This is a genomic window from Streptomyces sp. AC558_RSS880 (assembly GCF_019049255.1).
In the GTDB taxonomy this organism is placed as follows: Bacteria; Actinomycetota; Actinomycetes; order Streptomycetales; family Streptomycetaceae; genus Streptomyces.
The window spans coordinates 474,282-500,216 of sequence record NZ_JAGMUJ010000161.1 but is presented as its reverse complement, the minus strand read 5'-3'; the positions used below and the strand labels follow the sequence as shown (position 1 = coordinate 500,216).

21 protein-coding genes are annotated in these 25,935 nt (G+C 71.8%); 9 read left to right on the top strand and 12 right to left on the bottom strand.

The window, feature by feature from the left end:
• Positions 1 to 183 precede the first annotated feature (183 nt).
• Positions 184 to 5,595: a pullulanase-type alpha-1,6-glucosidase gene (gene pulA / locus KUM38_RS38315; RefSeq protein ID WP_217136747.1), complete on the top strand. Its 5,412-nt coding sequence runs from the start codon at positions 184 to 186 to the stop codon at positions 5,593 to 5,595.
• 56 nt (positions 5,596 to 5,651) lie between these two features.
• On the top strand, positions 5,652 to 6,008 hold the full coding sequence (locus KUM38_RS38310; RefSeq protein WP_217136746.1) for a 5-carboxymethyl-2-hydroxymuconate Delta-isomerase: 357 nt from the start codon (positions 5,652 to 5,654) through the stop codon (positions 6,006 to 6,008).
• 6 nt (positions 6,009 to 6,014) lie between these two features.
• On the opposite strand, the gene KUM38_RS38305 is transcribed toward KUM38_RS38310, so the two are convergent.
• Both KUM38_RS38305 and KUM38_RS38300 read right to left on the bottom strand, forming a co-directional pair.
• Complete coding sequence (locus tag KUM38_RS38305; RefSeq protein WP_217136745.1) at positions 6,015 to 6,710, bottom strand: TetR/AcrR family transcriptional regulator; 696 nt, start codon at positions 6,708 to 6,710, stop codon at positions 6,015 to 6,017.
• A 64-nt stretch (positions 6,711 to 6,774) separates the two neighbouring features.
• Positions 6,775 to 8,673 carry a hypothetical protein gene (locus tag KUM38_RS38300; RefSeq protein WP_308409148.1) on the bottom strand — a complete coding sequence of 633 codons (1,899 nt, stop codon included), beginning with the start codon at positions 8,671 to 8,673 and terminating at the stop codon, positions 6,775 to 6,777.
• Positions 8,674 to 8,829: 156 nt separating this feature from the next.
• Between KUM38_RS38300 and KUM38_RS38295 the strand changes: the two genes are divergently transcribed.
• Positions 8,830 to 9,264: a hypothetical protein gene (locus KUM38_RS38295; protein ID WP_217136744.1), complete on the top strand. Its 435-nt coding sequence runs from the start codon at positions 8,830 to 8,832 to the stop codon at positions 9,262 to 9,264.
• A 71-nt stretch (positions 9,265 to 9,335) separates the two neighbouring features.
• Here KUM38_RS38295 and KUM38_RS38290 read toward each other — a convergent pair whose 3' ends face one another.
• From KUM38_RS38290 to KUM38_RS38255, 8 genes are all read right to left on the bottom strand, one after another.
• A complete protein-coding gene (locus tag KUM38_RS38290; RefSeq protein ID WP_217136743.1) occupies positions 9,336 to 10,826 on the bottom strand; it encodes a DUF1996 domain-containing protein in 1,491 nt (496 codons plus the stop codon).
• A 219-nt stretch (positions 10,827 to 11,045) separates the two neighbouring features.
• Complete coding sequence (locus KUM38_RS38285) at positions 11,046 to 11,699, bottom strand: response regulator transcription factor (RefSeq protein ID WP_217136742.1); 654 nt, start codon at positions 11,697 to 11,699, stop codon at positions 11,046 to 11,048.
• On the bottom strand, positions 11,684 to 12,949 hold the full coding sequence (locus tag KUM38_RS38280; protein WP_217136741.1) for a sensor histidine kinase: 1,266 nt from the start codon (positions 12,947 to 12,949) through the stop codon (positions 11,684 to 11,686). Before KUM38_RS38280 ends, KUM38_RS38285 begins: the two co-directional genes overlap by 16 nt.
• A 69-nt stretch (positions 12,950 to 13,018) precedes the next feature.
• On the bottom strand, positions 13,019 to 14,026 hold the full coding sequence (locus KUM38_RS38275; RefSeq protein ID WP_217136740.1) for an SDR family oxidoreductase: 1,008 nt from the start codon (positions 14,024 to 14,026) through the stop codon (positions 13,019 to 13,021).
• A 73-nt stretch (positions 14,027 to 14,099) separates the two neighbouring features.
• Entirely contained in the window at positions 14,100 to 14,645 is a 546-nt protein-coding gene (locus KUM38_RS38270; protein WP_217136739.1) for a winged helix-turn-helix domain-containing protein, read from the bottom strand.
• 324 nt (positions 14,646 to 14,969) lie between these two features.
• The gene (gene glnII / locus KUM38_RS38265) at positions 14,970 to 15,998 is read right to left on the bottom strand and encodes a glutamine synthetase (RefSeq protein ID WP_217136738.1); all 1,029 of its coding nucleotides are present in this window, start codon (positions 15,996 to 15,998) and stop codon (positions 14,970 to 14,972) included.
• 260 nt (positions 15,999 to 16,258) lie between these two features.
• Complete coding sequence (locus KUM38_RS38260; protein ID WP_217136737.1) at positions 16,259 to 16,900, bottom strand: septal ring lytic transglycosylase RlpA family protein; 642 nt, start codon at positions 16,898 to 16,900, stop codon at positions 16,259 to 16,261.
• 109 nt (positions 16,901 to 17,009) lie between these two features.
• The gene (locus KUM38_RS38255) at positions 17,010 to 17,369 is read right to left on the bottom strand and encodes an arsenate reductase family protein (protein WP_217136736.1); all 360 of its coding nucleotides are present in this window, start codon (positions 17,367 to 17,369) and stop codon (positions 17,010 to 17,012) included.
• Between the two features lie 232 nt (positions 17,370 to 17,601).
• Here KUM38_RS38255 and KUM38_RS38250 point away from each other — a divergent pair, with 232 nt between their 5' ends.
• The 6 genes from KUM38_RS38250 to KUM38_RS38225 all read left to right on the top strand — a co-directional run bounded on the left by KUM38_RS38250 (position 17,602) and on the right by KUM38_RS38225 (position 23,948).
• The gene (locus tag KUM38_RS38250; RefSeq protein WP_217136735.1) at positions 17,602 to 17,916 is read left to right on the top strand and encodes a hypothetical protein; all 315 of its coding nucleotides are present in this window, start codon (positions 17,602 to 17,604) and stop codon (positions 17,914 to 17,916) included.
• Positions 17,917 to 18,094: 178 nt separating this feature from the next.
• Entirely contained in the window at positions 18,095 to 19,324 is a 1,230-nt protein-coding gene (locus KUM38_RS38245) for a sensor histidine kinase (RefSeq protein WP_217136734.1), read from the top strand.
• Positions 19,324 to 19,998 (top strand): response regulator transcription factor, encoded by a 675-nt coding sequence (locus tag KUM38_RS38240; RefSeq protein WP_217136733.1) that lies wholly within the window; start codon positions 19,324 to 19,326, stop codon positions 19,996 to 19,998. The genes KUM38_RS38245 and KUM38_RS38240 overlap by 1 nt, the downstream gene beginning before the upstream one ends.
• Positions 19,999 to 20,170: 172 nt before the next feature.
• Positions 20,171 to 20,602 carry a hypothetical protein gene (locus KUM38_RS38235; RefSeq protein ID WP_217136732.1) on the top strand — a complete coding sequence of 144 codons (432 nt, stop codon included), beginning with the start codon at positions 20,171 to 20,173 and terminating at the stop codon, positions 20,600 to 20,602.
• A gap of 86 nt (positions 20,603 to 20,688) precedes the next feature.
• Positions 20,689 to 21,393, top strand: coding sequence for an ABC transporter ATP-binding protein (locus KUM38_RS38230; RefSeq protein ID WP_374227129.1), 705 nt, complete (start codon positions 20,689 to 20,691; stop codon positions 21,391 to 21,393).
• A complete protein-coding gene (locus KUM38_RS38225) occupies positions 21,390 to 23,948 on the top strand; it encodes an ABC transporter permease (protein WP_217136730.1) in 2,559 nt (852 codons plus the stop codon). Before KUM38_RS38230 ends, KUM38_RS38225 begins: the two co-directional genes overlap by 4 nt.
• A 46-nt stretch (positions 23,949 to 23,994) precedes the next feature.
• On the opposite strand, the gene KUM38_RS38220 is transcribed toward KUM38_RS38225, so the two are convergent.
• Both KUM38_RS38220 and glnA read right to left on the bottom strand, forming a co-directional pair.
• Positions 23,995 to 24,252, bottom strand: a complete 258-nt coding sequence (locus KUM38_RS38220) for a hypothetical protein (RefSeq protein WP_217136729.1) — start codon at positions 24,250 to 24,252, stop codon at positions 23,995 to 23,997.
• Positions 24,253 to 24,382: 130 nt separating this feature from the next.
• Positions 24,383 to 25,792 carry a type I glutamate--ammonia ligase gene (glnA, locus tag KUM38_RS38215; RefSeq protein ID WP_217136728.1) on the bottom strand — a complete coding sequence of 470 codons (1,410 nt, stop codon included), beginning with the start codon at positions 25,790 to 25,792 and terminating at the stop codon, positions 24,383 to 24,385.
• Positions 25,793 to 25,935: the final 143 nt, after the last annotated feature.

Genomic DNA, 25,935 nt, shown 5'->3' with positions numbered 1-25,935 from the left:
CGGGGCGGCGGCGCGGCCCGCGTCCGCATGCAAGTCCTTACCGTTACTTTCACAACCCTTGCTGTAAAGCTTTCAACGGCGGTACGGTCACGCCGACGCTCCGGTGACGTGGCCGAAACAGGGCCATGCCGCGGCGTATGGGGTCGGACCCGAATCGAGCCGTAAGCGCAAGGAGTTCTCGCCTTGATACCCAGATGGCCCGCGCCCCCGGGGCGCCGCACCGCACGCGGCAGACGCGTCGCCGCCGTCACCGTGGCCGCGCTCGCCGCCGCCGTGGTGCAGCCGGTCGCCGCCAGTGCCGCCACCCCGCCCGCGCCGCCCTCGGACGCGAAGCTCGCCGAGTCGCCCGCGCGGCACGAGCTGACCCGCGAGCAGTTCTACTTCGTCCTGCCGGACCGTTTCGCCAACGGCGACCCGAAGAACGACCGCGGCGGACTGACCGGTTCGCGCCTCACCACCGGGTACGACCCCACCGACAAGGGCTTCTACCAGGGCGGCGACCTCAAGGGCCTGACGAAGAAGCTCGACTACATCAAGGGTCTCGGCACCACCGCCATCTGGATGGCGCCCATCTTCAAGAACCAGCCCGTGCAGGGGACGGGGGAGAACGCCTCCGCCGGTTACCACGGTTACTGGATCACCGACTTCACCCAGGTCGACCCGCACTTCGGCACCAACGAGGACCTCGAGACCCTCATCGACAAGGCCCACGACAAGGGCATGAAGGTCTTCTTCGACGTCATCACCAACCACACCGCCGACGTCGTCGACTACGAGGAGAAGTCCTACGGCTACCTGTCCAAGGGCGCCTTCCCGTACCTGACGAAGGACGGGGAGCCCTTCGACGACGCCGACTACGCCGACGGCTCGCGCAGGTTCCCGCGCGTCGACTCCGGCTCCTTCCCGCGCACCCCGGTCGTGCCCGACGCGAAGGAGGACCTCAAGGTCCCGTCCTGGCTCAACGACCCGGACATGTACCACAACCGGGGCGACTCCACCTTCGCCGGCGAGTCCGCCGAGTACGGCGACTTCTCCGGCCTCGACGACCTGTGGACCGAGCGTCCCGAGGTCGTCGACGGCATGGAGAAGATCTACCAGCGGTGGGTGAAGGACTTCGACATCGACGGCTTCCGGATCGACACCGTGAAGCACGTCAACATGGAGTTCTGGACCCAGTGGGCCACCGCCCTGGACGCCTACGCGGCGAAGAAGGGCCGCGACGACTTCTTCATGTTCGGCGAGGTGTACTCCGCCGACACGGACGTCACCGCCCCGTACGTCACCGAGGGACGCCTGGACGCCACGCTCGACTTCCCCTTCCAGGAGGCGGCACGGCAGTACGCCTCCCAGGGCGGCAGCGCGAAGAAGCTGGCCTCGGTCTTCGGCGACGACTACAAGTACGCCACCGACAAGGCCAACGCCTACGAGCAGGTCACCTTCCTCGGCAACCACGACATGGGCCGCTTCGGGACATTCCTGAAGCAGGACGACCCGGAGGCGTCCGACGCGGAGCTGCTGAAGAAGGACATGCTCGCCAACGAGCTGATGTTCCTCAGCCGCGGCAACCCGGTCGTCTACTACGGCGACGAGCAGGGCTTCACCGGCGCCGGCGGCGACAAGGACGCCCGCCAGACCCTGTTCGCCTCCCGCACGGCCGACTACCTCGACGACGACCTGATCGGCACCGACCGCACCCACGCCGAGGACGCCTACGACACGCGCGCACCGCTCTATCAGCAGATCAGTGCTCTCGCGAAGCTCCGCAAGGCCCACCCGGCGCTCACCGACGGCATCCAGCAGGAGCGGTACGCGGCCGACGGCGCGGGCGTCTACGCCTTCTCCCGCACCGGCACCGGCAAGGACACCACCGAGTACGTCGTCGCCTTCAACAACTCCGGCGAGGCCGAGAAGGCCACCTTCGCGACCGGCTCCGCGCGGATGACGTTCAAGGGCCTCCACGGCACCGACGCCTCCGTCACCAGCGACGCCGACAAGAAGATCACCGTCACCGTCCCGGCGGGCTCGGCGATCGTCCTCAAGGCGTCCGGCCCGCTCGCCGAGCCGGCTGCCGAGCCCACGGTCACCCTCAAGGCCCCCGAGGCGGGCGCCACCGGCACCGTCGAGGTCACCGCTGATGTCGACGGCGGGCAGCTCAACCGGGTCGTCTTCGCCGCCCGGACCGGCAACGGCAGGTGGCAGACGCTCGGCTCCGCCGACCACGCCCCCTACAAGGTCACCCACACCATCGGCGAGGACGTCCCCGCCGGCACCGCCCTGCGCTACAAGGCCGTCGTGATCGACTCGGCAGGCCGCACCGCGAGCGCCCTGGCCGCCTCCACCACGGGCACCCCGCCCGTCGCGGAGCCGCCCACCGCCGCCTCCCGCGACTACGCGATCGTCCACTACAAGCGCACGGACGGCGACTACGACGACTGGGGCCTGTACGCCTGGGGCGACCTGGCGGACGGCGAGGCCACCGAGTGGCCGGACAGCCACCCCTTCACCGGCCGCGACGCCTACGGCGCCTTCGCCTACGTCAAGCTCAAGCCGGGCGCGTCCGACCTCGGCTTCCTCGTCATCGACAAGGACGGCAACAAGGACGTCGCCACCGACCGCACCATCGACGTCACCCAGCACGGCGAGATCTGGATCGAGCAGGGCAAGGAGACCGTCACCACCGAACGGCCCGAGTACCCGGCCCAGGACAAGAGCAAGGCGATCCTGCACTACCACCGCGCCGACGGGAACTACGACGGCTGGGGCCTGCACACCTGGACCGGCGCCGCGGACCCCACCGACTGGTCGAACCCCCTGGAGCCGGTGAAGACTGATGCCTATGGCGCTGTCTTCGAGGTGCCGCTCACCGAGGGTGCCACCAGCCTCAGCTACATCCTCCACAAGGGCGACGAGAAGGACCTGCCCACCGACCGGTCGCTGGACCTCAAGGCCGACGGCCACGAGGTGTGGCTGTTGAACGGCCAGGAGAAGCACCTGCTGCCGCAGCCGGCCGGCTCGGCGGCCGCCCTCGACCCGACCACCTCCAAGGCGGTCTGGATCGACCGGGACACCGTCGTCTGGGACGGCTCGAAGGCCGCCGCCTCCACCCAGCTGCTCGCCTCCCGCACCGGTTCCATCAAGGTGCGGGACGGTGCGCTGACCGGCGAGGACGCGCGCTGGATCCGGCTGACGAGCGCGACGCTCACCGACGCCCAGAAAGCGAAGTTCCCGCACCTGAAGGACGGCACCGCCTGGTCCGTCGACCCGCGTGACCGGGACCGGGTGCGCGAGGCCCTGCGCGGCCAGGTCGTCGCCTCCCAGCGGGCCGCCAACGGCGCCGTGCTCGCGGCGACCGGCGTGCAGATCGCGGGCGTCCTCGACGACCTCTACGCCGCCGGCGCCACGAAGGCGAAGCTCGGCCCGACCTTCCGCCACGGCCGCCCCACCCTCTCCGTGTGGGCGCCGACCGCGCAGAACGTCTCCCTGGAGATCGGCGACCGCACCGTCCGGATGCGCCGCGACGACGCCACCGGCGTCTGGTCCGTCACCGGCCCGCGCTCCTGGAAGGGCGAGGAGTACCGGTACGCGGTGAAGGTGTGGGCGCCCGGCGCCCGCGAGGTCGTCACCAACAAGGTCACCGACCCCTACTCGGTCGCCCTGACCACCGACTCCGAGCGCAGCCTCGTCGTCGACCTCGGCGACCGGTCCCTGAAGCCGCGTGAGTGGTCGACGTACGACAAGCCGAAGGCCGTGCCGCTCAAGGACGCCCAGATCCAGGAGCTGCACATCCGCGACTTCTCCGTGGCGGACCGCACGGCGGAGAACCCCGGCACCTACCTGGCCTTCACCGACAAGGACAGCGACGGCAGCAGGCACCTGCGCGAGTTGGCTGAGGCCGGCACCTCGTACGTGCACCTGCTGCCCGCGTTCGACATCGCCACCATCCCCGAGAAGAAGTCCGACCAGGCGACCGTCGGCTGCGACCTGGCCTCCTACCCGGCCGACTCCGACAAGCAGCAGGAGTGCGTGGCGAAGGCCGCCGCCAAGGACGCCTACAACTGGGGCTACGACCCGTACCACTACACGGTCCCCGAGGGCTCCTACGCCACCGACCCGGACGGCACCGAGCGCACGGTCGAGTTCCGGAAGATGGTGAAGGCGCTCAACGAGGACGGCCTCCGCGTCGTGATGGACGTCGTCTACAACCACACCGCCGCGAGCGGCCAGGCGAAGACGAGCGTCCTCGACCGGATCGTCCCCGGCTACTACCAGCGGCTCCTCGCCGACGGCTCGGTCGCGAACAGCACCTGCTGCGCCAACACGGCCACCGAGAACGCCATGATGGGCAAGCTCGTCGTCGACTCGGTCGTCACCTGGGCCAAGGAGTACAAGGTCGACGGCTTCCGCTTCGACCTCATGGGCCACCACCCGAAGGCCAACATCCTCGCCGTCCGCGAGGCCCTCGACGCGCTGACCCTCGAGAAGGACGGCGTCGACGGCAAGGAGATCATCCTGTACGGCGAGGGCTGGAACTTCGGCGAGATCGCCGACGACGCCCGCTTCGAACAGGCCACGCAGAAGAACATGGCCGGCACCGGCATCGCCACCTTCTCCGACCGGGCCCGCGACGCCGTGCGCGGCGGCGGCCCCTTCGACGAGGACCCCGGCGTGCAGGGCTTCGCCTCCGGCCTCTACACCGACCCCAACTCCTCGACGGGCAACGGCACCGAGGCCGAGCAGAAGGCCCGCCTCCTGCACTACCAGGACCTGATCAAGGTGGGCCTGAGCGGCAACCTCGCCGACTACACCTTCACCGACACCGGCGGCAAGGAGGTCAAGGGCTCCCAGGTCGACTACAACGGCGCCCCCGCCGGATACGCGGCCGCGCCCGGCGACGCCCTCGCCTACGCGGACGCGCACGACAACGAGACGCTGTTCGACGCGCTCGCCTTCAAGCTGCCGAAGGACACCCCGGCCGCGGACCGGGCCCGTATGCAGGTCCTCGCCATGGCGACGGCCACCCTCTCGCAGGGCCCGGCCCTCTCCCAGGCGGGCACCGACCTGCTGCGCTCCAAGTCCCTGGACCGCAACTCCTATGACAGCGGCGACTGGTTCAACGCCATCCACTGGAACTGCGCGGACGGCAACGGCTTCGGCCGCGGTCTGCCGCCGGCCGCCGACAACGAGGCCAAGTGGTCCTACGCCAAGCCCCTGCTCGGCGCGGTCGAGGTCGGCTGCCCGCAGATCGAGGGAGCTTCGGCCGCGTACCGGGACCTGCTGAGCATCCGTACGACGGAGAAGGCCTTCTCCCTCGACACGGCCGCCCAGGTGCAGTCCCGGCTCTCCTTCCCGCTGTCCGGGAAGGACGAGACGCCCGGCGTGATCACGATGACCCTCGGTGACCTGGTCGTGGTCTTCAACGCCACGCCCGAGGAGCAGGAGCAGCGGGTCGCCGCGCTCGCCGGGACCGGCTACCGGCTGCACCCGGTGCAGGCGGCGGGCGGGGACGCGGTCGTGAAGACCTCGGCGTACGCGAAGGGGTCCGGCACGTTCACCGTCCCGGCGCGCACGGTCGCCGTGTTCACCACCGCCGGCTGACCCCGCAAGGGGCCTGCGGCTAGTGTGAGCCCTCCTGACCAGGAACAGGAGGGCTCATGCCGCAGATCACCGTCGACTACTCCGGGCCGCTGGCGGAGGGCTTCGACCGGCCCGCCTTCGCGCGGGACCTGCACACCGCCGTGGTGGAGATCGCGGCCGCCAAGCAGCCGGCGTGCAAGACCCGGTTCCGGCGGACCGAGGACGTCGTGGTCGGTCCCGACACCGACGGACACGCCCTCGTGCACGTCCACATCGCCCTGCTGGCCGGCCGCGGTGACGAGACCAAGGCCCGCCTCACCGAGGCCGTCCTGGAACTGCTGCGGCAGTACGTCAAGCCGGCCGAAGGGGTGGTGCTGCACGCCTCCGCCGAGGTGCGCGACCTCGACGCCTCCTACCGGAAGTTCGAGGAGTAGGGGCCGCTAGGAGGCGGCCAGCGAGATCAGCCGGGTGGCGAGGTCGGTGAACGGCCCGTCGCCCGGCTCGTTCTTGACCAGGCCACGGAGCAGCGCGGCCAGTTCCTCGTCACGGGCGGCGGCGACGGCGGCCAGCGCGGCGAAGTCCTGCACCAGCTGGACCTCCAGCTCCTCACGCGGCACGCGCCGCCCGTCCAGCCAGATCAGCGCCGTCGACTCGACGAGCGAGATCCAGGACCTCACGACCAGTTCCAGCCGCGCCGGCGCCGGTCCCACCACACCCATGTGCGACAACATCTGGTCATACGCGGCCTGCCGTACGGAGTCGATCAGCGCGTTCGTGGTGGAGGAGCCGACCGCCGGGCCGCCGCGCATCAGGGCGGCGAAACCGGGCCCGTGCTCGTCGACGAAGTCGAAGAAGCGGACCATCACCCGCCGCAGCCGCGACCCCAGCGGACCCTCGTGCGGCTCCACGAACCGGGACGCCAGATCATCCGCCGCCCGCCTCAACGCGGCCTCGTACAGGCTGAGTTTGCCGGGAAAGTAGTGATAGACCAGCGGGCGGGAGATGCCCGCCCGCGACGCTATCTCGTCGATGGAGACCTCGTCGGGGGAACGCCGGCTGAACAGTTCGAGGGCCACGCCGATCAACTGCTGCCGCCGCTCCTCCACTCCCATTCTGCGCCGTGCCCCGGTAGTCATGCGAACACCTTACCGATCGATTCCGGCCTCGAACGGCCCGGACCGGACGGCGGTGTTCATCCGGCTAGCGCAGTCCGCCGATCGACCGCCCGTCCTCCAGCCTGCCCCTGAGCTCGGCCCGGGCGCCCTTCTTCGCGCGGACGGCCAGCAGACGGCCCCGGGCCGACCCCTCGACCCCGCCGGTCGCCCTGACCGACACCGTGTCGCTGCTGCCGGCGGCCAGCAGGTACCAGGTGCCCGCCCCGGACTTCCACAGCACCCCGGCGAGCACCCGGGGCTCCCGCTCCCCGCAGGCCGGCACGGACTCGGCCTTCGCCGCCACCGCCCCGAACCGCCCGCCCGGCGTGTGGAACTGCGCCAGCACCCGGGCCCCGCCGCCCCGCCAGGTCTCCGCGCGGGTGCACACCCACTCCGCCGTGCCTCCCGCTCCGGGCAGCGGCTGCTCGGCGAACGCCCAGGCGTTCACGCTCCGCACGCCCGCCGAGCGCACCGCGCCCAGCGAGCAGGCGTACGGCGCCCAGGTGCGCAGCGCCCTGGCACCGGAGACCTCACGCGCCCCGCCCGGACGTCCGGCGGTGAGGTGGGCCGGGACCAGCTCGCCGAGGTCGGTCACCAGCCGGGTGCCGGTGCCGTCGGTCAGTTGCAGCACGTTCCAGGAGGTGCACGGCCCCGGCCGCAGGGCGGAACTGGCCAGCGGCGAGGTCACCCCGTCGCTGAGGGGGAGGGACATCACGCCCGAGCCCGGCTCGCGCAGGTCCCGCTCGCCGGCCTCACGCACCCAGGGGGCCAGCAGATAGCGGACGTTGCCGTCGGCCCGGCTCAGCACCACCGCGCCCGACCCGGCCCGCCCGGCGCCGTCGACGCGGGCGAAGTCGAGGACGGCGCCCTGCGTGCCGTCCTTCGGCTCGGCGTACCTGGCGAGGCGCAGACCGTCGTACAGGACCACCACGCGCGCGGTGTCGACCGTCCCCGCGTACAGCAGCTGGGGCGGTCCGGCGGGGCCGCCGGACGGGGTGCCCGGGGTCGCCGACACCCGGACGCTCTCCCCGGGCCGGGCCCAGACGGCGAGGGCGCGGCGCAGCAGGGCCCGGTCACCGGTACGGTCGCCGCGCGCCGGCCACACGGAGAAGTCGGTGCGCGCCGAGGTCCGCCACGCGGTGGGGGAGACCCGGGCCAGCTTCCCCGGGTCCAGTGCGGCCTGCGCGGCCGGGTTGCGCGCGTACGGGGGTGCGGCGGCGCCGTCCGGGCCCCAGCCGTCGCCCGGCAGCCCGAGCAGCGTCCCGCACACCGCCAGCGCCGCCCCGGCGACCAGCGTGGCCTTCAGACGCCGTCGGCGGCGCAGCAGGTCGGTCGGCCGGACCTGCAGCGCGCAGGGGTCGAACTCGGGGGAGTCGAGCAGCCGGTACGGGTCGGGGATCCGGTCGGCCTCCTCCAGCGCGGCGTCCACGTCGGCGACGCCCGCGGCCGTGAGCACCTCGCGCACGTCCCCGTCCGGAAGCCGTTCCAGGCCGCGCAGGGCGTGGGCGGCGCGGGCCGGTCCCGACAGCGCGGACAGCCGCTGGTCCAGCGCGAGTTCGTCGGCGCCGCCCGAGCGCGGGAACAGCTTCAGCCCCCACACCTGCGGAAGCGGCGGCGGCAGCCGCACCCCGCGCCCCAGCGCCGTACGCAGCACCTGGAGGCGGATCAGCGCGTACCCCGGGTCGCCGTCCCGGCCGGCCCGCTGGGCGGGGATCAACGGCGCGGGGGTGCGGCCCCGGGGCAGTGCCCGCTGGACCAGGGCGTGCGCGGTGAGCACCCGCCTGCTCCGGCCCCTGCCGGACGGCAGCACCAGGTAGGCGAGCCGGACGAGCCGCGGATAGTGCTCGACGAGCGCTGCCTCGGCCTGCTCGACACCCACGACCGGACCGGCCGCGGAGGGGGCGGGGGAGTCGGGGGAGGGCGGGACGACATCCTGTGGCTGCACGCTCAGCAGAACGAGGGAACCGGCGGATGGTCACCTGCCCCGCGCGGTCGTTGAGCGTTGCGGGCGTCGCAGCCGTATCGAAGGCGGAGGGCCCCGGTACGGGGCTCCGTGCGGCGTGTCGCCGCCACGATGTCGCCGTCAGAACCGGAGGAACACATGAGGGTGACCCGACCGATGCTCGCGCTGACCGGCGCGGTGGCGGCCCTGGCGCTGGCGGGCTGCGGAACCGGCGGTGGCGACGGGAAGGACGACGTGCCGCCCACCGCGACCGGCAGCCTGGAGCACCTGGCCGCCGAGGCGGAGTGCGATCCGAACATGCAGACCGACGCCGACACCATCCGCCAGGCGCTGTGCGAGAAGGGCGACGAGAAGTACGTCCTCGCCACCTTCGCCACCGACCGCGGCCAGCGCGAGTGGCTCGACACGGCCAAGGACTACGGCGGGTACTACCTCGTCGGCCGCAAGTGGGTGGCCGTCGGCGAGGAACGGACCGTCACGGCCCTGCGGGGCACGCTCGGCGGGACCATGGAGGAAGGCTCCGAGCACATGAACCCCGGCGGCAGCCACAACCGGGGCGGCCACCACGGCTGACCCCGGAGCCCCGGACGGATGAGGAGGCCGGCGGTGGGAGATCCCACCGCCGGCCTCCTCCCGCCACCGGACTACTGGCAGTCCTGGCCGCTGTTGATGCAGTCGACCATCTCGTTCATCAGATCCTCGTCGAAGAAGTTGATGAAGTCGTTGTGGTCGGTGATCGGCTTGTGCAGCTGCTCCGGGAAGGAGTCCAGCGCGAACGGGTTCACCACCTGCCCGTTCTCGATCCGCGGGGCCGGGATGTTGTCGTAGACCAGGCGGACCTGGAGCTGGGGGACGGCCTGGAAGCCGTTCGAGCAGGTGCCGTCCGCCTCGACGAAGTCCATGTGCGTACGGTGGTTGGCGCTGTCGGTGTTCTGACCGTCCCAGCAGCTCTGGAAGTTGGTCGTCCGGACCACGCCGCTGCCCTCGGGGCAGATCGGGTACTTGTCCGTCACCTGCCGGTCCTCGAAGCCGGTGCAGCTCCAGGCGGTGTTGGCGTTGTTCAGCCCGTTGGTGAAGGACTTGGCGTCACCGGTGATGATGCGCAGGGCCCTCGGCATCGCGACGACGTCGCTCGTCCGGTTGCCGACGAACTTCAGGTCCACCTCGGTGGGCGCGACGATCTTGCCGACGTTGCCGTCCTGACCGCCGCCCGGCTGGTCCTGGTCGATGTCCTGCGTACCGTCCTGGATCCGCAGCACCGGCCAGAAGTACGTCGACCTGTCGCCCTGGTTCTGGCAGGTCGTCTCACCATTGGCCAGGTCCTCGTCGCTCGCGAAGGCGTTGTTGGCCTGGTTGCCGACGTAGTCGTGCTGGTGCTGGGCGCCGTTGCTGACGCCGGGAGCGGCGATCACGTTGTCCGAGTTGCGGAGCGCGTTCTCGTTGGTGCCGCACTCGGTGGTGAAGCTGCCCGTCGAACCGCCGTCGCCGTTCGCGGCCAGACCGTTGGGCAGGTTGCGGGAGTTCGGCTGGACGTCCTCGATGTCGATGAAGTCGTCCGCCACGGGGCCGTTGCCGGCCTGACCGCCGTTGCCCTGGTCCTGACCGCCGTCGCCCTGGTCCTGGCCGTTGTCCTGATCCTGACCGTCGCCGTCGCCGCCGTCGGGTTGTTCGACGGGAACGCCCTGGCACCGGGCGAACCGGCCGAGGTCGCGCGGCGCCGTGCCGCCCGCGCGGTTGATGTTGATGCCGATCCGGTCCAGGGTGGCCGTCCGCTTGGACTTCAGCGGTCCGAGGATGGCGTTGTCGACGTAGCCGGCGTCTCCCGCCTGGGCCTGGCGCGTCTCCGCGAGACGCGTGTAGGCGTCCGTGATCTGCCGGTCCAGCAGCGCCAGTTCCTTCGCCACGCCCCGGCGCGCCTGCCTCGGCACCTTCGTCAGCTTCTGGCCGACGTCGGGGCAGTTGATCGTGGCGACCTGCGCCCCCCTCGACTTCGTCCGGTGGTGGCCTCCGTCCTCGTGTGCCGAGGCGTAGAAGTTCGCCCAGACGAGCCCGCCCCCACCGAGCGCCAGGGCCGCCGCCCCGGCTGTCACTTTGGTGGCCAGCGGCATACGGCGTTTTCTTGTGTTGCGTCCCATGGAAATCCTCTTGACCTTCCTTACGGGGGCACCTTTGCGGGGCGTCGAGCGGCCCGGCAGGAGTGAAGCGGCTCCCTTGAGTACGGGAGCCGCCCCACGGGTGTTCACCCGTCCCGGAAATCGATGAGAGGTCCGTACGGTCACATGGGTTTCAACAGGCCCTGGAACACCGGAAGTTGTTGACCGCGTACCCGGAGTGAAGGGGCGGTGGGTCCGGTTTCACCGGCCGTGGTCGAGATACGCGAGAACCGCCAGCACGCGCCGGTTGTCGTCGTCCGAGACCTCGAGGCCCAGTTTGGCGAAGATGTTCGCGGTGTGCTTCGCGATCGCCCGTTCCGTCACCACCAGCCGGGCCGCGATCGCCGCGTTGGTCCGCCCCTGCGCCATCAGCTCCAGCACCTCCAGCTCCCGGGGCGTCAGCCGCGCCAGCGGCCGGTCACCGCCCGACTGCCGTGCCAGCAGCTGCTGGATCACCTGCGGGTCCATCGCCGTACCCCCCTGCGCCACCCGTCGCACCGCGTCCACGAACTGCTCCGCGTCGAACACCCGGTCCTTCAGCAGATAGCCCACCCCACCGCTGCCGTCCGCCAGCAGCTCCCGCGCGTACAGCTGCTCCACGTGCTGCGAGAGCACCAGCACCGGCAGCCCCGGCCGCCTGCGGCGCGCCTCCAGCGCGCACTGCAGCCCCTCGTCGGTGTGCGTCGGCGGCAGCCGTACGTCGACCACGGCGACGTCGGGCTCCAGCTCGGCCAGCGCCCGGGCCAGCTCGGGCCCGGACTCCACGGCCGCCGCGATCTCGAAGTCGTGCGCTTCGAGCATCCGGACGAGTCCGTCGCGCAGCAGGAACAGGTCTTCGGCTAGGACAACGCGCAAGGCATCTCCATGGTGACCATGGTGGGGCCGCCCGCGGGGCTGCTGACGGCCAGGACGCCGTCGAATGTACCCAGTCGCCGCTCCACCCCGGTCAGTCCCGAACCGGCTCCGATCACCGCGCCGCCCTTGCCGTTGTCGGTGACCGTCACCCGCAGATGACCGTCGGCGTGATGCAGGTCGATCCAGATCCGGTCCGCGCCGGAGTGCTTCACCGCGTTGGTGAGCACCTCGCTCACCGCGAAGTACGCGGCCGACTCCACCGGCGCCTCGGCCCGCCCCGGCAGTTCCACGGTCACCTCGGTGGCCACCGGCAGCCGCAGCGCCAGCGCCCGCACCGCGTCACCGAGCCCGCGCTCGGCCAGCACCGGCGGATGGATGCCGCGCACCAGCTCCCGCAGCTCGGTCAGCGCCTCGGCGGAGGACTGCCGGGCGTGCGCCAGCAGCTCACGCGCCTTCGCCGGGTCCTTCTCGATCAGCGCCTCGATCGTCCCGAGGTCCATGCCCATGGCGACCAGCCGCGCCTGCGCCCCGTCGTGCAGGTCCCGCTCGATGCGCCGCAGCTCGGCGGCGGAGGTGTCCACGGCGTCCCGCCGGGTCTCGGTCAGCACCCGCACCCGCTCGGCCAGCTCACCCCGGCCCGAGCCGAGGACGGCCCGCGTGAGCAGGAAGTGCACGTGCAGCAGGCGCACGGAGAAGAAGTGCGCGAAGAGCAGCAGTACGAGGGCGAGGGCACCGGCGCCGAGTGCGGACGCCTGGCCGGAGACCGGCACGAAGCCGTACCAGTACCCGTCGGGCATCACCCGCCACAGGCCGGCCGCCAGCGCGAGCCCCTCCAGGGGGTAGGCCAGCAGCGCGAGGGGGAGCAGCGCGGTGACGAAGCCGAAGGTCATGTCGACCAGCAGCCACCCCAGATCCCGCCAGGTCGCCGGGTCGCCCAGCATCCCGAACGTCCGGCCCCAGGGGTTGGCGCCCCGCGGGATCGGCCGGTACGAGGGCGGGATCCGCACCCCGGCCCATTCCGCCGCCAGCACCCGCCGCCAGTTCGCGAACGTCCGCACGCCCGTCAGCACGTACGGGGTGGTGACGATGCCGACCCCGATCGGGATCAGCGCGATGGACACGACGGACAGCACGAAGCACAGCACCGCCCCCGGCAGCGACACCAGGCAGAGTGCCAGCCCTCGTATCGCGGCGAGCCCGATGGCCCGCCCCCCGGTTCGCATGTCGCCGCTCTTCGTATCGGTGGTCATGGCAACAGTCTGGTCGAGCCGGACGGACGGGGCACTGGGCCGGGCCCCCGTTTCCGGGGGTGGTGCTGGCTACACCCCTTGAGGCGTCCCCAGCACCTTCGCCTCCACCTGAGGATCGAGCCCCTTGACGGTCCGGTCCGGGCGCTGGGGCGCGGTGCCGATGTCCTTCAGCCAGGCCCAGGTGTCGGCCACGGTCTCGGCGACCGGGCGGCAGCGCAGCCCCGCCGCGACCGCCCGGGAGACGTCCGCCGAGTGCAGCGCGTCGTGCAGGTCGCTGCCCGGCGGCACCCAGACCGGCAGCTGCGTCCACGGCTCGATCCCCGCTTCGAGGATCACCTCCGGCGCGGTCCACCGCAGCTCGGCCGCGCCCCCGGTCACCCCGGCGCACGCCTCCAGCAGCTCTCCCATCGTGGCGTGCCCCTGCGGCGAGATCAGGTTGTACGGCCCGCTCAGCCCCCGCTCCGCCGCCCCGAGGATCCACTCCGCGAGGTCGCGGACGTCGACGTACTGGAGCGGCAGGTCACGCGGACCCGGCGCGAGGACCGGCCCGCCGCGCGCCATCCGGTCCAGCCACCAGGGCAGCCGGCCCACGTTCTCGTACGGCCCGAGGATCAGTCCCGCCCGCACCAGCAGCGACCGGTCCGCGCCGAAGGCGTCCACGGCGGCCAGCTCACCGCCCCGCTTGTCCCGCGCGTAGTCCGTGAGGTCGGCGTCGGCGGAGGCGCCCTCCACCACGGGCGCCCGCTCGGTGTACCCGGCGGGCGGGGCCCAGTCGTACACCGAGCAGCTCGACACGTACACGTACCGCCCGGCGCGGCCCCGCAGCAGCCGCGCCGAGTCCCGCACCGCGCGCGGCGCGGACGACCAGGTGTCGACCACGACGTCCCACTCCCCGGGGTCCTCGTCGAGCGCGGCCAGACCGTCGGGCGCGGTGCGGTCGCCCAGCAGCGTCCGCACGCCCTTCGGGGCCCCGTGCCGGCCCCGGTGGAAGACGGTCACCTCCCAGCCCCGCCCGAGGGCCGCCTCGACGACGGCCCGGCCCGCGAACTCCGTACCACCCAGCACCAGAAGTCTCATACCGGTGACTCTGCCCGGCCGGGCGGCGTGAGGGAACGGGAATCTGCTGTCGGCAGACCGGACGCGGGCCGGCTCAGCGCCCCGCCGGCGGAACGTACTTGTAGCCGACCCGGCGCACCGTGCGGATCGTGTCCCGGTGCCCGGCGCCCAGTTTGCGGCGCAGCCGGGCGATGTGGACGTCGACGGTACGGCCGTCGCCGACATGGCCGTAGCCCCACACCGTGCCGACCAGGTGGTCCCGGGTGTGCACCCGGCCCGGGTGCGCCACGAGGTGGGCGAGCAGCTCGAACTCCAGGTAGGTGAGGTCGAGTTGCCGTCCGTCGACGTGTGCGGTGCGCTGTGTGGTGTCGACGTGGATGAGCGGATCGCCGTCGGGGTGCCCGGCCGGCTCCGGTACCGCGGCCGGGAACGGCGGCTGCCGGTCGGCGGGGACCAGCACCAGGTAGCCGACCATCGGCGGGCGGCCGGGCAGGACGGGCAGGGCGTTCTGCGGCGCGGGCAGCCAGGTGGCGCCCGGCGGCAGCAGGTCCGCGACGGTCACCACCTCGTCCCGGTCGACGGCGCGCAGCCGGGGAGGGGCGGAAGGGGAGGCGGAGGGCAGGGAACGGGTGGTCGCCATGAGTCGTCAGCTCTTTCGCGCGAAGGGGTTCGTCGGGGACGTACGCGGTTCGCGCCGGCCGAAGGCCGGGAGAGGATCCGGGCGTTAGAGGGCCGGCGCGTTCGTCGCGCGACAACACACCCGGTCGAAGTCGTGGTGCTGACGGGAGGGCCAGAACGGCTCGAGGTCACGGCGACCCGTCGCGTCGTACTTCCGGAAGCTGGCCATGTCCCCCATTGAAGCAGACACCCGCGGTCCGCAGGAGCCCTCTTCCACCGCTCGGACAACGCGCGAGGGCGCCCACCCCCCCCACGGTGGACGCCCTCGCGCGGACTGCGGTACGGATCAGACCTGGCCGGCCTTCTCCAGCGCGGTGCAGCACGTGTCGACCAGCAGACGGGTCACCACGTACGGGTCGACGTTGGCGTTCGGACGGCGGTCCTCGATGTAGCCCTTGCCGTCCTTCTCGACCTGCCACGGGATGCGGACCGAGGCGCCGCGGTCGGAGACGCCGTAGGAGTACTCGTTCCACGGGGCGGTCTCGTGCAGACCGGTGAGGCGGTCGTCGATGCCGGCGCCGTAGTTCTTGACGTGGTCCAGCGGCTTGGAGCCCTCACCGAGCGACTCGCAGGCGGTGATGATCGCGTCGTAGCCCTCGCGCATCGCCTTGGTGGAGAAGTTGGTGTGCGCGCCCGCGCCGTTCCAGTCGCCCTTGACCGGCTTGGGGTCCAGGGTCGCGGAGACCTCGAAGTCCTCGGCCGTGCGGTAGAGCAGCCAGCGGGCCACCCACAGCTGGTCGGAGACCTCCAGCGGGGCCAGCGGGCCGACCTGGAACTCCCACTGGCCGGGCATGACCTCGGCGTTGATGCCGGAGATGCCGAGGCCCGCCTTCAGACAGTTCTCCAGGTGCGCCTCGACGACGTCGCGGCCGAAGATCTCGTCCGAGCCGACACCGCAGTAGTAGCCGCCCTGCGCGGCCGGGAAGCCGCCCTCGGGGAAGCCGAGCGGGCGGGCGCCCTTGAAGAAGGTGTACTCCTGCTCGATGCCGAAGATCGGCTCCTGCGCGGCGAACTTCTCGGCGACCTCGGCCAGCGCGGCACGGGTGTTGGTCTCGTGCGGCGTCATGTCCGTGTTCAGGACCTCGCACAGCACCAGGACGTCGTCACCGCCGCGGATGGGGTCCGGGCAGACGAAGACCGGCTTGAGGACGCGGTCGGAGTTGTGGCCCTTGGCCTGGTTGGTGGAGGAGCCGTCGAAGCCCCAGATCGGCAGCTCCGCGCCCTTGGCGTCGTCGGCCAGGATCTTCGTCTTGGAACGCAGCTTGGCGGTCGGCTCGGTGCCGTCGATCCAGATGTACTCGGCCTTGAAGCTCACGGTCCACATCCTTCGGGGGTGGGTCTGGGCGCTTGTGCGGGTGCTGCGGCGCTGCGGCACTGGGGCGCCGCCGTCGATGCCCGCAGCCTGTCAACAGGCGATTTCCCGGCCATTGCCCGAATGTGAACCCCGTGTTACCTGACACCGCCGTGTGCCGCCCCGCCGTGTGAGCACGCGTGCCCGGTCGCGGGGGACGCGGGCGGGTCCGCCGCCCCGGTGGGGGAGCGGCGGACCCTGGGAATCCGCGACGAACCCGGGCGTCACCCCACCTTCTCGATCACCGCCCGGCGGATCAGGAACTTGCCGGCCTCGCGGACCTGCTCGAAGGCCGCGTTGTTGAGCAGCACGCAGCTGCCGGACACCGAGGTGACCTCCACCGTCGTGGACTTGTCGTTGTCCAGGTTGGTCACCTTCAGCTTCGTACCGGCCGGGAACTGGTTGCTGGACGCGGCCGGGGCGCCGTCCTCGCCGGAGAGGGTGACGGTCGACCCGGTGCACACCTGCTCGCCGGAGACCTGGCCGCCCTGGTCACCCGCGGCCGGCTGCGAGGGAGCGGGCTGCTCCGGCCGCGCGGCCTGGGAGTCCTGAGCCGACTCCCCCACCGTGCACCCGGACGCCTCCTGCTGGCGCTGGATCTGGGCGATGACCGCCTCGCGGTTGGCGATCCGCGCCTCGGACTGCGCGTCGGGGGCGGCCCGCTGGCCCTCGATGAACTTCTGGTTGTTGCCGAGCGCGGTGGCGAGACCCTGGCAGACGGTCGACTCCGCCGCCGACCTGGTGGTGGCCGGCGGCGCCGCGTTCGACGTGTTCGCCATGACGAAGGCCCCGCCTCCCGCCACCGTCGCGGCGCTCAGCAGCAGCGCGAGCTTCTTCTTCGAGCCGAGAGTTCTCCTGCGCGACATGCGCGCCTCCTGAAGAGGTAGGGGAGCGTACGCCGCTATGTACGAGATACCGAACAGAGTTGCTCAGCGGTCGGGTCAACTCGCCGAAGTGGCCTGCGTCACACGGCTGTCAGCGGGAGAGGGCGTCCCGTACGGCGTCCTCCGTGCGGCCCACGACCGCCGTACCGTCGTCCGCCGTGATGATCGGCCGCTGGATCAGCTTGGGATGCGAGGCGAGCGCCGCGATCCAGCGGTCCCGCGTGCCGGCGTCCCGCGCCCACTCCTCGATCCCCAGCTCCGTCGCGACGGCCTCCTGGGTCCGGGTGATGTCCCACGGCTCCAGCCCGAGCCGCTCCAGCACCGCCCGGATCTCGTCCTCGCTCGGCACGTCCTCCAGGTACCGGCGGACGGTGTACTCGGCCCCCTCGGCGTCGAGCAGGCTGATGGCGCTACGGCACTTGGAACAGGCGGGATTGATCCAGATCTCCATGCCGCCCACGGTACGCCGCCCTGTCGTTGTTCGAATTCTCCACCCTTGTGCGCGTGTCTCCCGGGACCGGTGTGGCGCTCTGTCAAAACCGGTGCTCACCAGGGGATTTATTGGCTCCTTCAGGTCTGCTGATTGTCAGTGGGGGGCAGTAAACTGGAAGCAGTGTTCGAGGGTGGTACCGGGGTCGTCGGGGATCCCGGCGGGCCGCCCCGACCGCGACAGGAGGATGCCCGTGCCCGCTGCCGCACTGAAGCCGAAGCCCTTGCCCACCCAGTCCACCGCGAAGCGTCCCGTGCTGCTCGAACTGCCCTGCGCCCCGGTGGAGAAGCGCCCGCTCCCGGCGGGCCGCCCGCGCGAGTGGTACATCACGCACAACCGCCGGCTCAAGGCGATGCGGCTCGCCATCGCCCTGCTCGACTCCGGCGTCTACCTGCCGGGCCAGGCCCGCAACGACAAGATCCGCACCACGGCGGCACTGATCGGCGTCCACCCGCCGTCGGACACCACGTGCCACATGGTGCGCGCGTTCATGCGTGACAACCGCTGAGCCGCGGACCGGTGCCGGGCGCCTCCCCGCGTGGGGTGCCCGGCACCGCCGTGCCGCGCGCTGAGGCAGTATGGGCGGGTGAGGACACCGTCCTCACCCCGAAGTCACCGCGGCCCGCGGGCACTTGTGCCGGCGGGCCACGCGGTCGCGCCCCTGCCGGAGGAGAAAGGTACGACGGTTGACTGAGGAGAGGACGGTCCCGGTCCCGTCGTCGTGGATGACGCTGTCCGGCCGGTACGGCCGCGCCGTCGCCCGGGCCTGCGACATCGCCATGGCGCTGGGGGTCCTGATCGCGGCGAATCAATACAGCGAGGACTACGACCTGGTCCTGGGCTTGCTGATGGCACTGTGCCTGCTGGCCCGCAGACGGTTCCCCGGCACGGTGATGGTGGCCGTCCTGGCGCTGACCGTCGTCCAGTTCGCCCTGGACGACGCGCCCGACACCCCGCTGGCGTCGTCGCCCGCCGCGTACGACGTGGCCGTGCTGTTCGCCATGATCTCGGTCGTCCATCATTCCCGGACCACCTGGATGCCGTATCTCGCGGGCGCCGCGGTGTTGTTGGCCACGTTGGCCGGAACGGTGGGGATGCCGCCCCTGGGTATCGAGCCGTTCGCCGATCTCGAGGTGCTGCTGACCTTCTGGGGACTGACGCTGACGGTCTGGCTGACGGCTTTCGTCCTGCACACGCGGCGGCTCTACGCCGAGAGCCAGGCGGACCGCGCCGTGCACGTCCAGCGGGAACAGGAGCAGCGCGTCCGGCTGGCCGCGGCCCGGGAGCGGGCCGACATCGCCCGTGAACTGCACGACGTGGTGGCGCACAGCCTGGCCGTGATGATCCTTCAGGCCGACGGGGCCGAGTCCGTGCTGCGGAAGTCGCCGGACATGGCCCGGTCCGCGCTGAAGACGATCGCCGCCACGGGCCGGGACGCGATCGACGACATGCACCGCATCGTCCGGGTGCTGCGCGAGGGAAACCCGGACTCCGCCGACAGCGGCCCGCCACGGCGCCTGGTCACCCTCGACGAGATCGAGGTCGTCGCCGAACGCGCACGGGCCGCCGGGCTGACGGTGGAGGTGTCGATCGAGGTCGGCGAGGGACGGCTGGCGCCGGCGGAGGAGATGACGGCCTTCCGCATCGTCCAGGAGTGCCTCACGAACGTGCTCCGCCACGCCGGAGCCGGGGCCGGGGTCGACATCCGGCTCCACGAGGAGCAGGGCACACTGCTGATCAGCGTGGCCGACGACGGGGCGGGCACCCTCGCCGGCCGCGGCGTCGGGGGCTCCGGAGGGAACGGACTCGTGGGGATGCGGGAGCGGGTGGAGCTCGCCGGCGGCACCTTCGAGGCCGGCCCCCGGCTCGGCAGCGGATGGCACGTACGTGCCTCGATTCCGACAAGGAAGAAGTGATGACGCAGGCAGACAGGCCGATCCGGGTGGCCGTGGTGGACGACCAGCCGCTGATCCGGGCCGGGTTCTCCATGGTGCTGGCCGGTCAGGACGACATCGAGGTCGTCGGGGAGGCGGAGAACGGGGCGGACGCCCTCGACCTGCTGCACAAGGTCGAGGCGGACGTCGTCATCATGGACATCCGCATGCCCGTCATGGACGGCATCCAGGCCACGGAGCAGCTGATGCTGCGGGACGACCCGCCCGGGGTGCTGGTGCTGACCACCTTCGACAACGACGAGGACGCGTTCGCGGCGCTGCGCGCCGGAGCCGGCGGCTTCCTGCTGAAGAACGCCCCCGCCGCGGAGGTCGTGAACGCCATCCGGGTCCTGGCCGCGGGGGAGTCGGTGGTGGCGCCGCGCATCACCCGGCTGCTCCTGGACCGGGTCTCGGACCGGCTGGCACCGGCGAACGGACAGGCCGAACGGCTGGACGCCCTGACCGCGCGCGAGCGGGACGTGCTCGCCCTGGTCGCCCGAGGGCTGTCCAACGCCGAGATCGCGGCGGAGCTGTACGTCGCGGGGGCCACGGTGAAGACGCACCTGGGCAACCTCATGGCGAAGCTGCACCTGCGGGACCGTGCCCAGGCCGTCGCGTTCGCCTATGAGTCCGGACTGGTCCGTCCCTCCCCCTGAGGGTGCAGAAGTGCCCCCGGGGTCTGCCCCCCGGGGGCGCAGGGATCACCCCGTCCGGTGTGCCAGATCCGCCGCCTCCGATCTCGGATCCGTGGCCGATGTCCGGCGGGCCGCCGAACTCCAGACTTCTCACTGTCGCCGAACGCGGCCGAGAAGACCTCTGGAGGACCCGATGAACACCACGCCCACCACGCGGAACCGCAAGCGCAACCGTCTCGTCATCGGCGCGGCCGCGGCCGTGATCGCCGCGGCCCTGGCCGCCGGGGCGGGCTACTGGTGGCTGGACCGCGACGAGCTCAGCCAGGCCTCCGCCGAGGACTGCCGGCTGGCGCAGCGCATCATCACCGAGGCCGAGGAGATCTCCACCGGCCCCGTGCCGGACGCGGAGAAGTGGTGGCAGGAGACCGGCGACGAGCGCCGCGCGCAGATGAAGGACGGCTACCTCGGAGCCAAGATCTCCCGGTACGAGGGATGGGCGCTCGCGACCGCCCAGAAGTCCCCCGAAGCGCCGTCCGCGAAGGACGTGAAGAACCTCCAGGAAGAGGCGCAGGGGCACTGCTCGGACTCCGGCGTCACCCTCTCCATGCCGCCGCTCGGCGCCTGACCCGGATCGCGAGAACCGTCCCCATGGCTGTCCACACCGCCGCCCGCGACCGCGCACCGGACGACGTCATCACCGCCACCGCCCTGGTGAAGACCTACCGTCAGGGCACCACCGAGGTACGGGCCCTCGACGAGGTGTCCGTCGGCATCCGGCGCGCCCGGTTCACCGCCGTCGTCGGCCCCTCCGGGTCGGGCAAGTCGACCCTGATGCACTGCGTCGCCGGACTCGACACCGTCACCTCCGGCAGCATCGTCCTGGACGGGACGGAGATCACCGGACTGTCCGACCGGCGGCTGACCCGGGTGCGCCGGGAGCGGATCGGGTTCGTCTTCCAGTCGTTCAACCTGCTGCCGCAGCTGACGGCCTACGAGAACATCGTGCTGCCCGTCACCATGACCGGCGGGCGCCCTGACCGCGAGCTGGTGGACCACCTCTGCGAGGTCCTCGGCATCGCCCACCGGGTCTCGCACCGCCCGTCCGAACTGTCCGGGGGCCAGCAGCAGCGGGTCGCCGTGGTCCGGGCGCTGGTGGCCCGGCCGGCCGTGGTCTTCGCCGACGAACCCACCGGCAACCTCGACTCCCGGGCCGGCGCCGAAGTCCTCACCATGCTGCGCCGGTCCGTCGACGACCTCGGGCAGACGGTCGTGATGGTCACCCACGACCCCGCGGCCGCGCGGTACGCGGACCGGGTGCTGACCCTCGCGGACGGACGCGTCGTGAAGGACGAGCACGCCACTCCCTCCGGGCGGGCCACCGCACTCACCACCGACGTCATGGGGAGGCGGCGATGAGGTATCCGTGGCGCGCGACCGTCCTGGGCTCCCAGGTGGCGGAACTCCTGAGACGGCCCGGACGGTTCATGGCGACCGGACTGTCGCTGCTGATCGCGGCGTTCGTCGTCTTCGGGACCGTCATGACCCAGCAGATCCTCACCGCGACCGCCGTCGAGAAGTTCCGCGGAACACCCGAAGCGGTGTCGATCGTGGTCACGCCCGGCGACGAGGGGGCGGACATCGGCGAGTCCCGCCTCCGTGAGATCCGGAAGACGCCCGGAGTCGTCGAGGCCGTCGGCCGGATCGACGACGGCATCCCGCTGGGCGGCAGCGCCGTCGACCGCTACCTCGGTCTGTCCGCGGACCCGGGCACCGGCGCCCTGGCGGAAGTCCGGCTGCTCGACGGCACGTACCCGTCCGGCCCGGGCAGGCTCGCCGTCAACACGCAGGCCGCGGAGGAATACGATCTCGCTCCGGGAACGTCGCTCACCCTGCTGCAGCCCGACGGCGAAGCCACCCGACGGGTGACGGTCGAGGTCAGCGGCATCGTCCGCAGCACCGCCACGAACGACGTGGAGCCCACCGGGTACGCTCCCGGGCCCCAGCTCCGGAAGATCCTCGGCGCGTCGGGCTACGCCCGCGTCGACATCCGCACCGACACCGCGTCCTCCGCGTCCGTCTCCGCGGAGCTGACCGAGCGGATCCGGCAGGCGGTGCCCGGAGCGGAGGTGCGGCCCGGGGACGAGGTGCGGGACGAGGAGGCCCGCGAGGCGGTGGCGGCGGCGCAGGACAACCTGGACCTGGTCACCGTCTTCCTCGCGGTCGCCGTCGGCGCGGCGGTCCTCGTCGCGACCTCCACCTTCCGCATCGTCTTCACACGGCGCGTACGCCAGCTGGCGCTGCTGCGCGCCATCGGGGCGACCCCGCGACGGCTCGCCGCCGCGCTCGTCGTCGAGGGGACGGTGGTCGGCCTGCTGGCCGGCGCGATCGGTGTGCTGGCGGCCTGGGGCTGCGGGCAGTTCGTCCCCCCGGTCGCCGGGCGGTTCGGGCACGACCTGTCCGCCGCCTCCCAGGTCCCGCTGACGGAGGCCGCTCTCACCGTGCTCGGCACCGGTCTGCTGGCCGTCCTGGCGGTCCTGGCCCCGTCCCTGAGCGCCTCCCGGGTCTCCCCGCTGCAAGCCCTGCGCACCGCGGCGTCCGAGGAGAGCACGGTGAGCGGCATCGGCCGGACCCTGCTGGGCCTGCTGTGCGCGGCGGCCGCCGCGTTCCTCGCCTGGCAGCAGTACGACGGGCTGCCCCAGCCGGGCGACACGGAGTACGACCGGTTCACGGCACTGACCGTCGTGGTCCTCTCGGGCGGGCTGGCCTTCCTGGCCCTGATCGCCCTCGGCCCCCATGCGGTCCGGCCGGTGCTGTCGGCCGTCGCCGTGCCCCTGCGCCGCACCGGTGCGGCCGGCCGCCTCGCGGTGGCGGGTGTCGGGGGTGCGCCGCGCCGAGCGGCCTCGGTCTCGGTCGTCGTGGCCCTCGGCGCCTGCCTGGTCGGCTCGACGCTGACCTGCCTCGCCTCCCTGGACGCCTACGAGCGGTACCGGCAGGCGGTGGAGGCACCCGCCGACTTCCGCCTGTACCCGAGGGACAGCGAGACGCTGGACAGGTCGCTGGCCGCCGATCTGGCCTCCCACCCCGGCCTGGCCGACGTGACCGCCTTCCGCACGGCGGAGGTCACCGAAGGCACCTACAGCGCGACGATCTCCGACCTCGACCTCGGCGCCGTCCGCTCCGGAGTGAGCCTGACCACCCGCACCGGCTCCCTCGACGACCTCGGCCCCGCCCACGTCGTCGTGGACGCCGACCGTGCCCATCGGCTCGGCGTCCAGGCCGGCGACCGCGTGACGCTGAAGTTCGAGGGCCGCCCCGTCGAGCTCACCGTGGCGGCGACGCTGACCGGAGCCGGCCCCTGGGGAGGACAGTTCTTCGTCCCCGCCGCCGATCTCACCCGGATGGGAGCGGACGCCGCGCCCACCGTGGTCACCGCCGACGCCGCGGAAGACGGCGCTCAGGGGCGGACAAGCGCACAGCGGGCCATCACCGACACCTTGACCGGCCCGGAGCGCGGCGACGGCCGCGTCGTCGCCGAGGACTCGGCCGGACAGGCCGGCGAGTCGGAGGACCTGCGGACGACGGCCACGACAGTGATCATGCTGCTGGGGCTGACCGTCCTGGTGGCGGTCGCCGGAGTCGCGACCACGGCGAGTCTCACCGTCGTCGAGCGCAAGCGTGAGTTCGGGCTGCTGCGGGCCCTGGGCCTCGGTGGAACGGCCGTGCACCGCATGGTCACGGTGGAATGCGCGCTCTACGGCGTACTGGGCGGGATCCTCGGTCTGGCCCTCGGGCTGCCGTACTCCTGGCTGGTGGTCCGTGTCACCCGGGCGGACGCCCCGTTCAGCGTGCCGGCCGGGGAACTCGCGGCGGTCTTCACCGCCCTCGTCCTGGTGACCGCCGCCGCGGGCATGATGCCCGCCCTCCGGGCCTCCCGCACCTCGCCGACGGTCGCCGTCGCCCAGACCGACTAGCCCGAGACGCGGGCCGGAGCCTGGCGGGCACGCCGCGTCGCCGGGATCAGTACGGGCGGAAGTTGACGTAGCCGAGCAGCACGATCACCGCGACGACACACCCGAGCACGACGGCCGTCGACACCCACGACGAGCGGCCCGACGATCCCCGGTACTCCGGTTCACCGCGGAACGGGACCGGTCCGGGCGGGTTGTCCTTCCAGCGCGCGGCGAGCATCCGGGCCCGCGCCGACGGCTCCTTGTGCGTGGCGCCGTCCGCCCACTTGATGTCGAACTCCCGCTCCTCGTCGTCCCTTTCGGACATCCCCGTGACCTTCTCTCGAACAACGGTGTCGGACCAAGGATCCCCCCTCCGGGTACGGAGAGGGAAGCTTTCCGGACACACGACGGCGCCCCGCCCCCGGAGGAACCGGGGGCGGGGCGCCGTGGCCCGATCACACGTCGAAGTAGAGCTCGAACTCGTGCGGGTGCGGGCGCAGCTGCAGCGGGGCGATCTCGTTGGCGCGCTTGAAGTCGATCCACGTCTCGATCAGGTCCGGCGTGAAGACGTCGCCCTGGAGGAGGAACTCGTGGTCGGCCTCGAGGCGGTCGAGGACCGCGCCGAGGGAGGTCGGGACCTGGGCCACGTTCGCGTGCTCCTCGGGAGCCAGCTCGTAGAGGTCCTTGTCGATCGGCTCGGCCGGCTCGATCTTGTTCTTGATGCCGTCCAGGCCCGCGAGCAGCAGGGCCGAGAAGGCCAGGTACGGGTTGCCGGAGGCGTCCGGGGCGCGGAACTCGACGCGCTTGGCCTTCGGGTTGGAGCCGGTGATCGGGATGCGCATCGCGGCGGAGCGGTTGCGCTGCGAGTACACCAGGTTCACCGGGGCCTCGAAGCCCGGCACCAGGCGGTGGTACGAGTTCACCGTCGGGTTGGTGAAGGCCAGCAGCGACGGCGCGTGCTTGAGGATGCCGCCGATGTAGTAGCGGGCGGTGTCCGACAGGCCGGCGTAGCCCTGCTCGTCGTAGAAGAGCGGCTCGCCGCCCGCCCACAGCGACTGGTGGACGTGCATGCCCGAGCCGTTGTCACCGAAGATCGGCTTCGGCATGAAGGTCGCGGTCTTGCCGTTGCGCCAGGCGACGTTCTTCACGATGTACTTGAAGAGCTGCAGGTCGTCGGCGGCGGCGAGCAGGGTGTTGAACCGGTAGTTGATCTCGGCCTGGCCGGCGGTGCCCACCTCGTGGTGCTGGCGCTCGACCTTCAGGCCGGCCTTGGCCAGCTCCAGGGACATCTCGGCGCGCAGGTCGGCGAAGTGGTCGACCGGCGGGACCGGGAAGTAGCCGCCCTTGTAGCGGACCTTGTAACCGCGGTTGTCCTCCAGCGCACCGGTGTTCCAGGCGCCCGCCTCGGAGTCGATGTGGTAGAAGGACTCGTTCTCGGACGTCTTGAAGCGCACGCTGTCGAAGACGTAGAACTCGGCCTCGGGACCGAAGTACGCGGTGTCCGCGATCCCGGTGGAGGCCAGGTACGCCTCGGCCTTCTTGGCCACGTTGCGCGGGTCGCGGGAGTACTGCTCGCCCGTGATCGGGTCGTGGATGAAGAAGTTGATGTTCAGCGTCTTGTCACGGCGGAACGGGTCGACCCGGGCGGTCGACAGGTCCGCGCGCAGCGACATGTCGGACTCGTGGATGGCCTGGAAGCCACGGATCGACGATCCGTCGAACGCCAGCTCCTCGTCCGGGTCGAACGCCTCGGCAGGGATCGTGACGTGCTGCATCACACCCGGGAGGTCGCAGAACCGGACGTCGATGAACTTGACGTCCTCGTCCGCGAGGTACTTCTTGGCGTCGTCGGCGTTCTGGAACATCCAGCTCCTCCTACTCCCGACCGTCCCGCCGGGGTGGTAGACCGTTCGTGTGGCCAGTGCGGGTGGCACACGCTCCCCTCGACCCTAGGGACGGGTCATTTCTCGGGCGTGACCCATTTGTTTCGCACAAGTTAACCGGCCCC

What these genes read in the sequence shown, in the direction of transcription:
- KUM38_RS38295 (WP_217136744.1), top strand. Translation starts at nt 8,830, where the DNA reads ATGAGGGTGACCCGACCGATGCTCGCGCTGACCGGCGCGGTGGCGGCC.
- KUM38_RS38280 (WP_217136741.1), bottom strand. Translation starts at nt 12,949, where the DNA reads ATGACCACCGATACGAAGAGCGGCGACATGCGAACCGGGGGGCGGGCC.
- KUM38_RS38270 (WP_217136739.1), bottom strand. Translation starts at nt 14,645, where the DNA reads ATGGCGACCACCCGTTCCCTGCCCTCCGCCTCCCCTTCCGCCCCTCCC.
- KUM38_RS38290 (WP_217136743.1), bottom strand. Translation starts at nt 10,826, where the DNA reads ATGGGACGCAACACAAGAAAACGCCGTATGCCGCTGGCCACCAAAGTG.
- KUM38_RS38260 (WP_217136737.1), bottom strand. Translation starts at nt 16,900, where the DNA reads ATGTCGCGCAGGAGAACTCTCGGCTCGAAGAAGAAGCTCGCGCTGCTG.
- KUM38_RS38305 (WP_217136745.1), bottom strand. Translation starts at nt 6,710, where the DNA reads ATGACTACCGGGGCACGGCGCAGAATGGGAGTGGAGGAGCGGCGGCAG.
- KUM38_RS38275 (WP_217136740.1), bottom strand. Translation starts at nt 14,026, where the DNA reads ATGAGACTTCTGGTGCTGGGTGGTACGGAGTTCGCGGGCCGGGCCGTC.
- KUM38_RS38220 (WP_217136729.1), bottom strand. Translation starts at nt 24,252, where the DNA reads ATGTCCGAAAGGGACGACGAGGAGCGGGAGTTCGACATCAAGTGGGCG.
- KUM38_RS38310 (WP_217136746.1), top strand. Translation starts at nt 5,652, where the DNA reads ATGCCGCAGATCACCGTCGACTACTCCGGGCCGCTGGCGGAGGGCTTC.
- KUM38_RS38255 (WP_217136736.1), bottom strand. Translation starts at nt 17,369, where the DNA reads ATGGAGATCTGGATCAATCCCGCCTGTTCCAAGTGCCGTAGCGCCATC.
- glnA (WP_217136728.1), bottom strand. Translation starts at nt 25,792, where the DNA reads ATGTTCCAGAACGCCGACGACGCCAAGAAGTACCTCGCGGACGAGGAC.
- KUM38_RS38235 (WP_217136732.1), top strand. Translation starts at nt 20,171, where the DNA reads ATGAACACCACGCCCACCACGCGGAACCGCAAGCGCAACCGTCTCGTC.
- KUM38_RS38240 (WP_217136733.1), top strand. Translation starts at nt 19,324, where the DNA reads ATGACGCAGGCAGACAGGCCGATCCGGGTGGCCGTGGTGGACGACCAG.
- KUM38_RS38225 (WP_217136730.1), top strand. Translation starts at nt 21,390, where the DNA reads ATGAGGTATCCGTGGCGCGCGACCGTCCTGGGCTCCCAGGTGGCGGAA.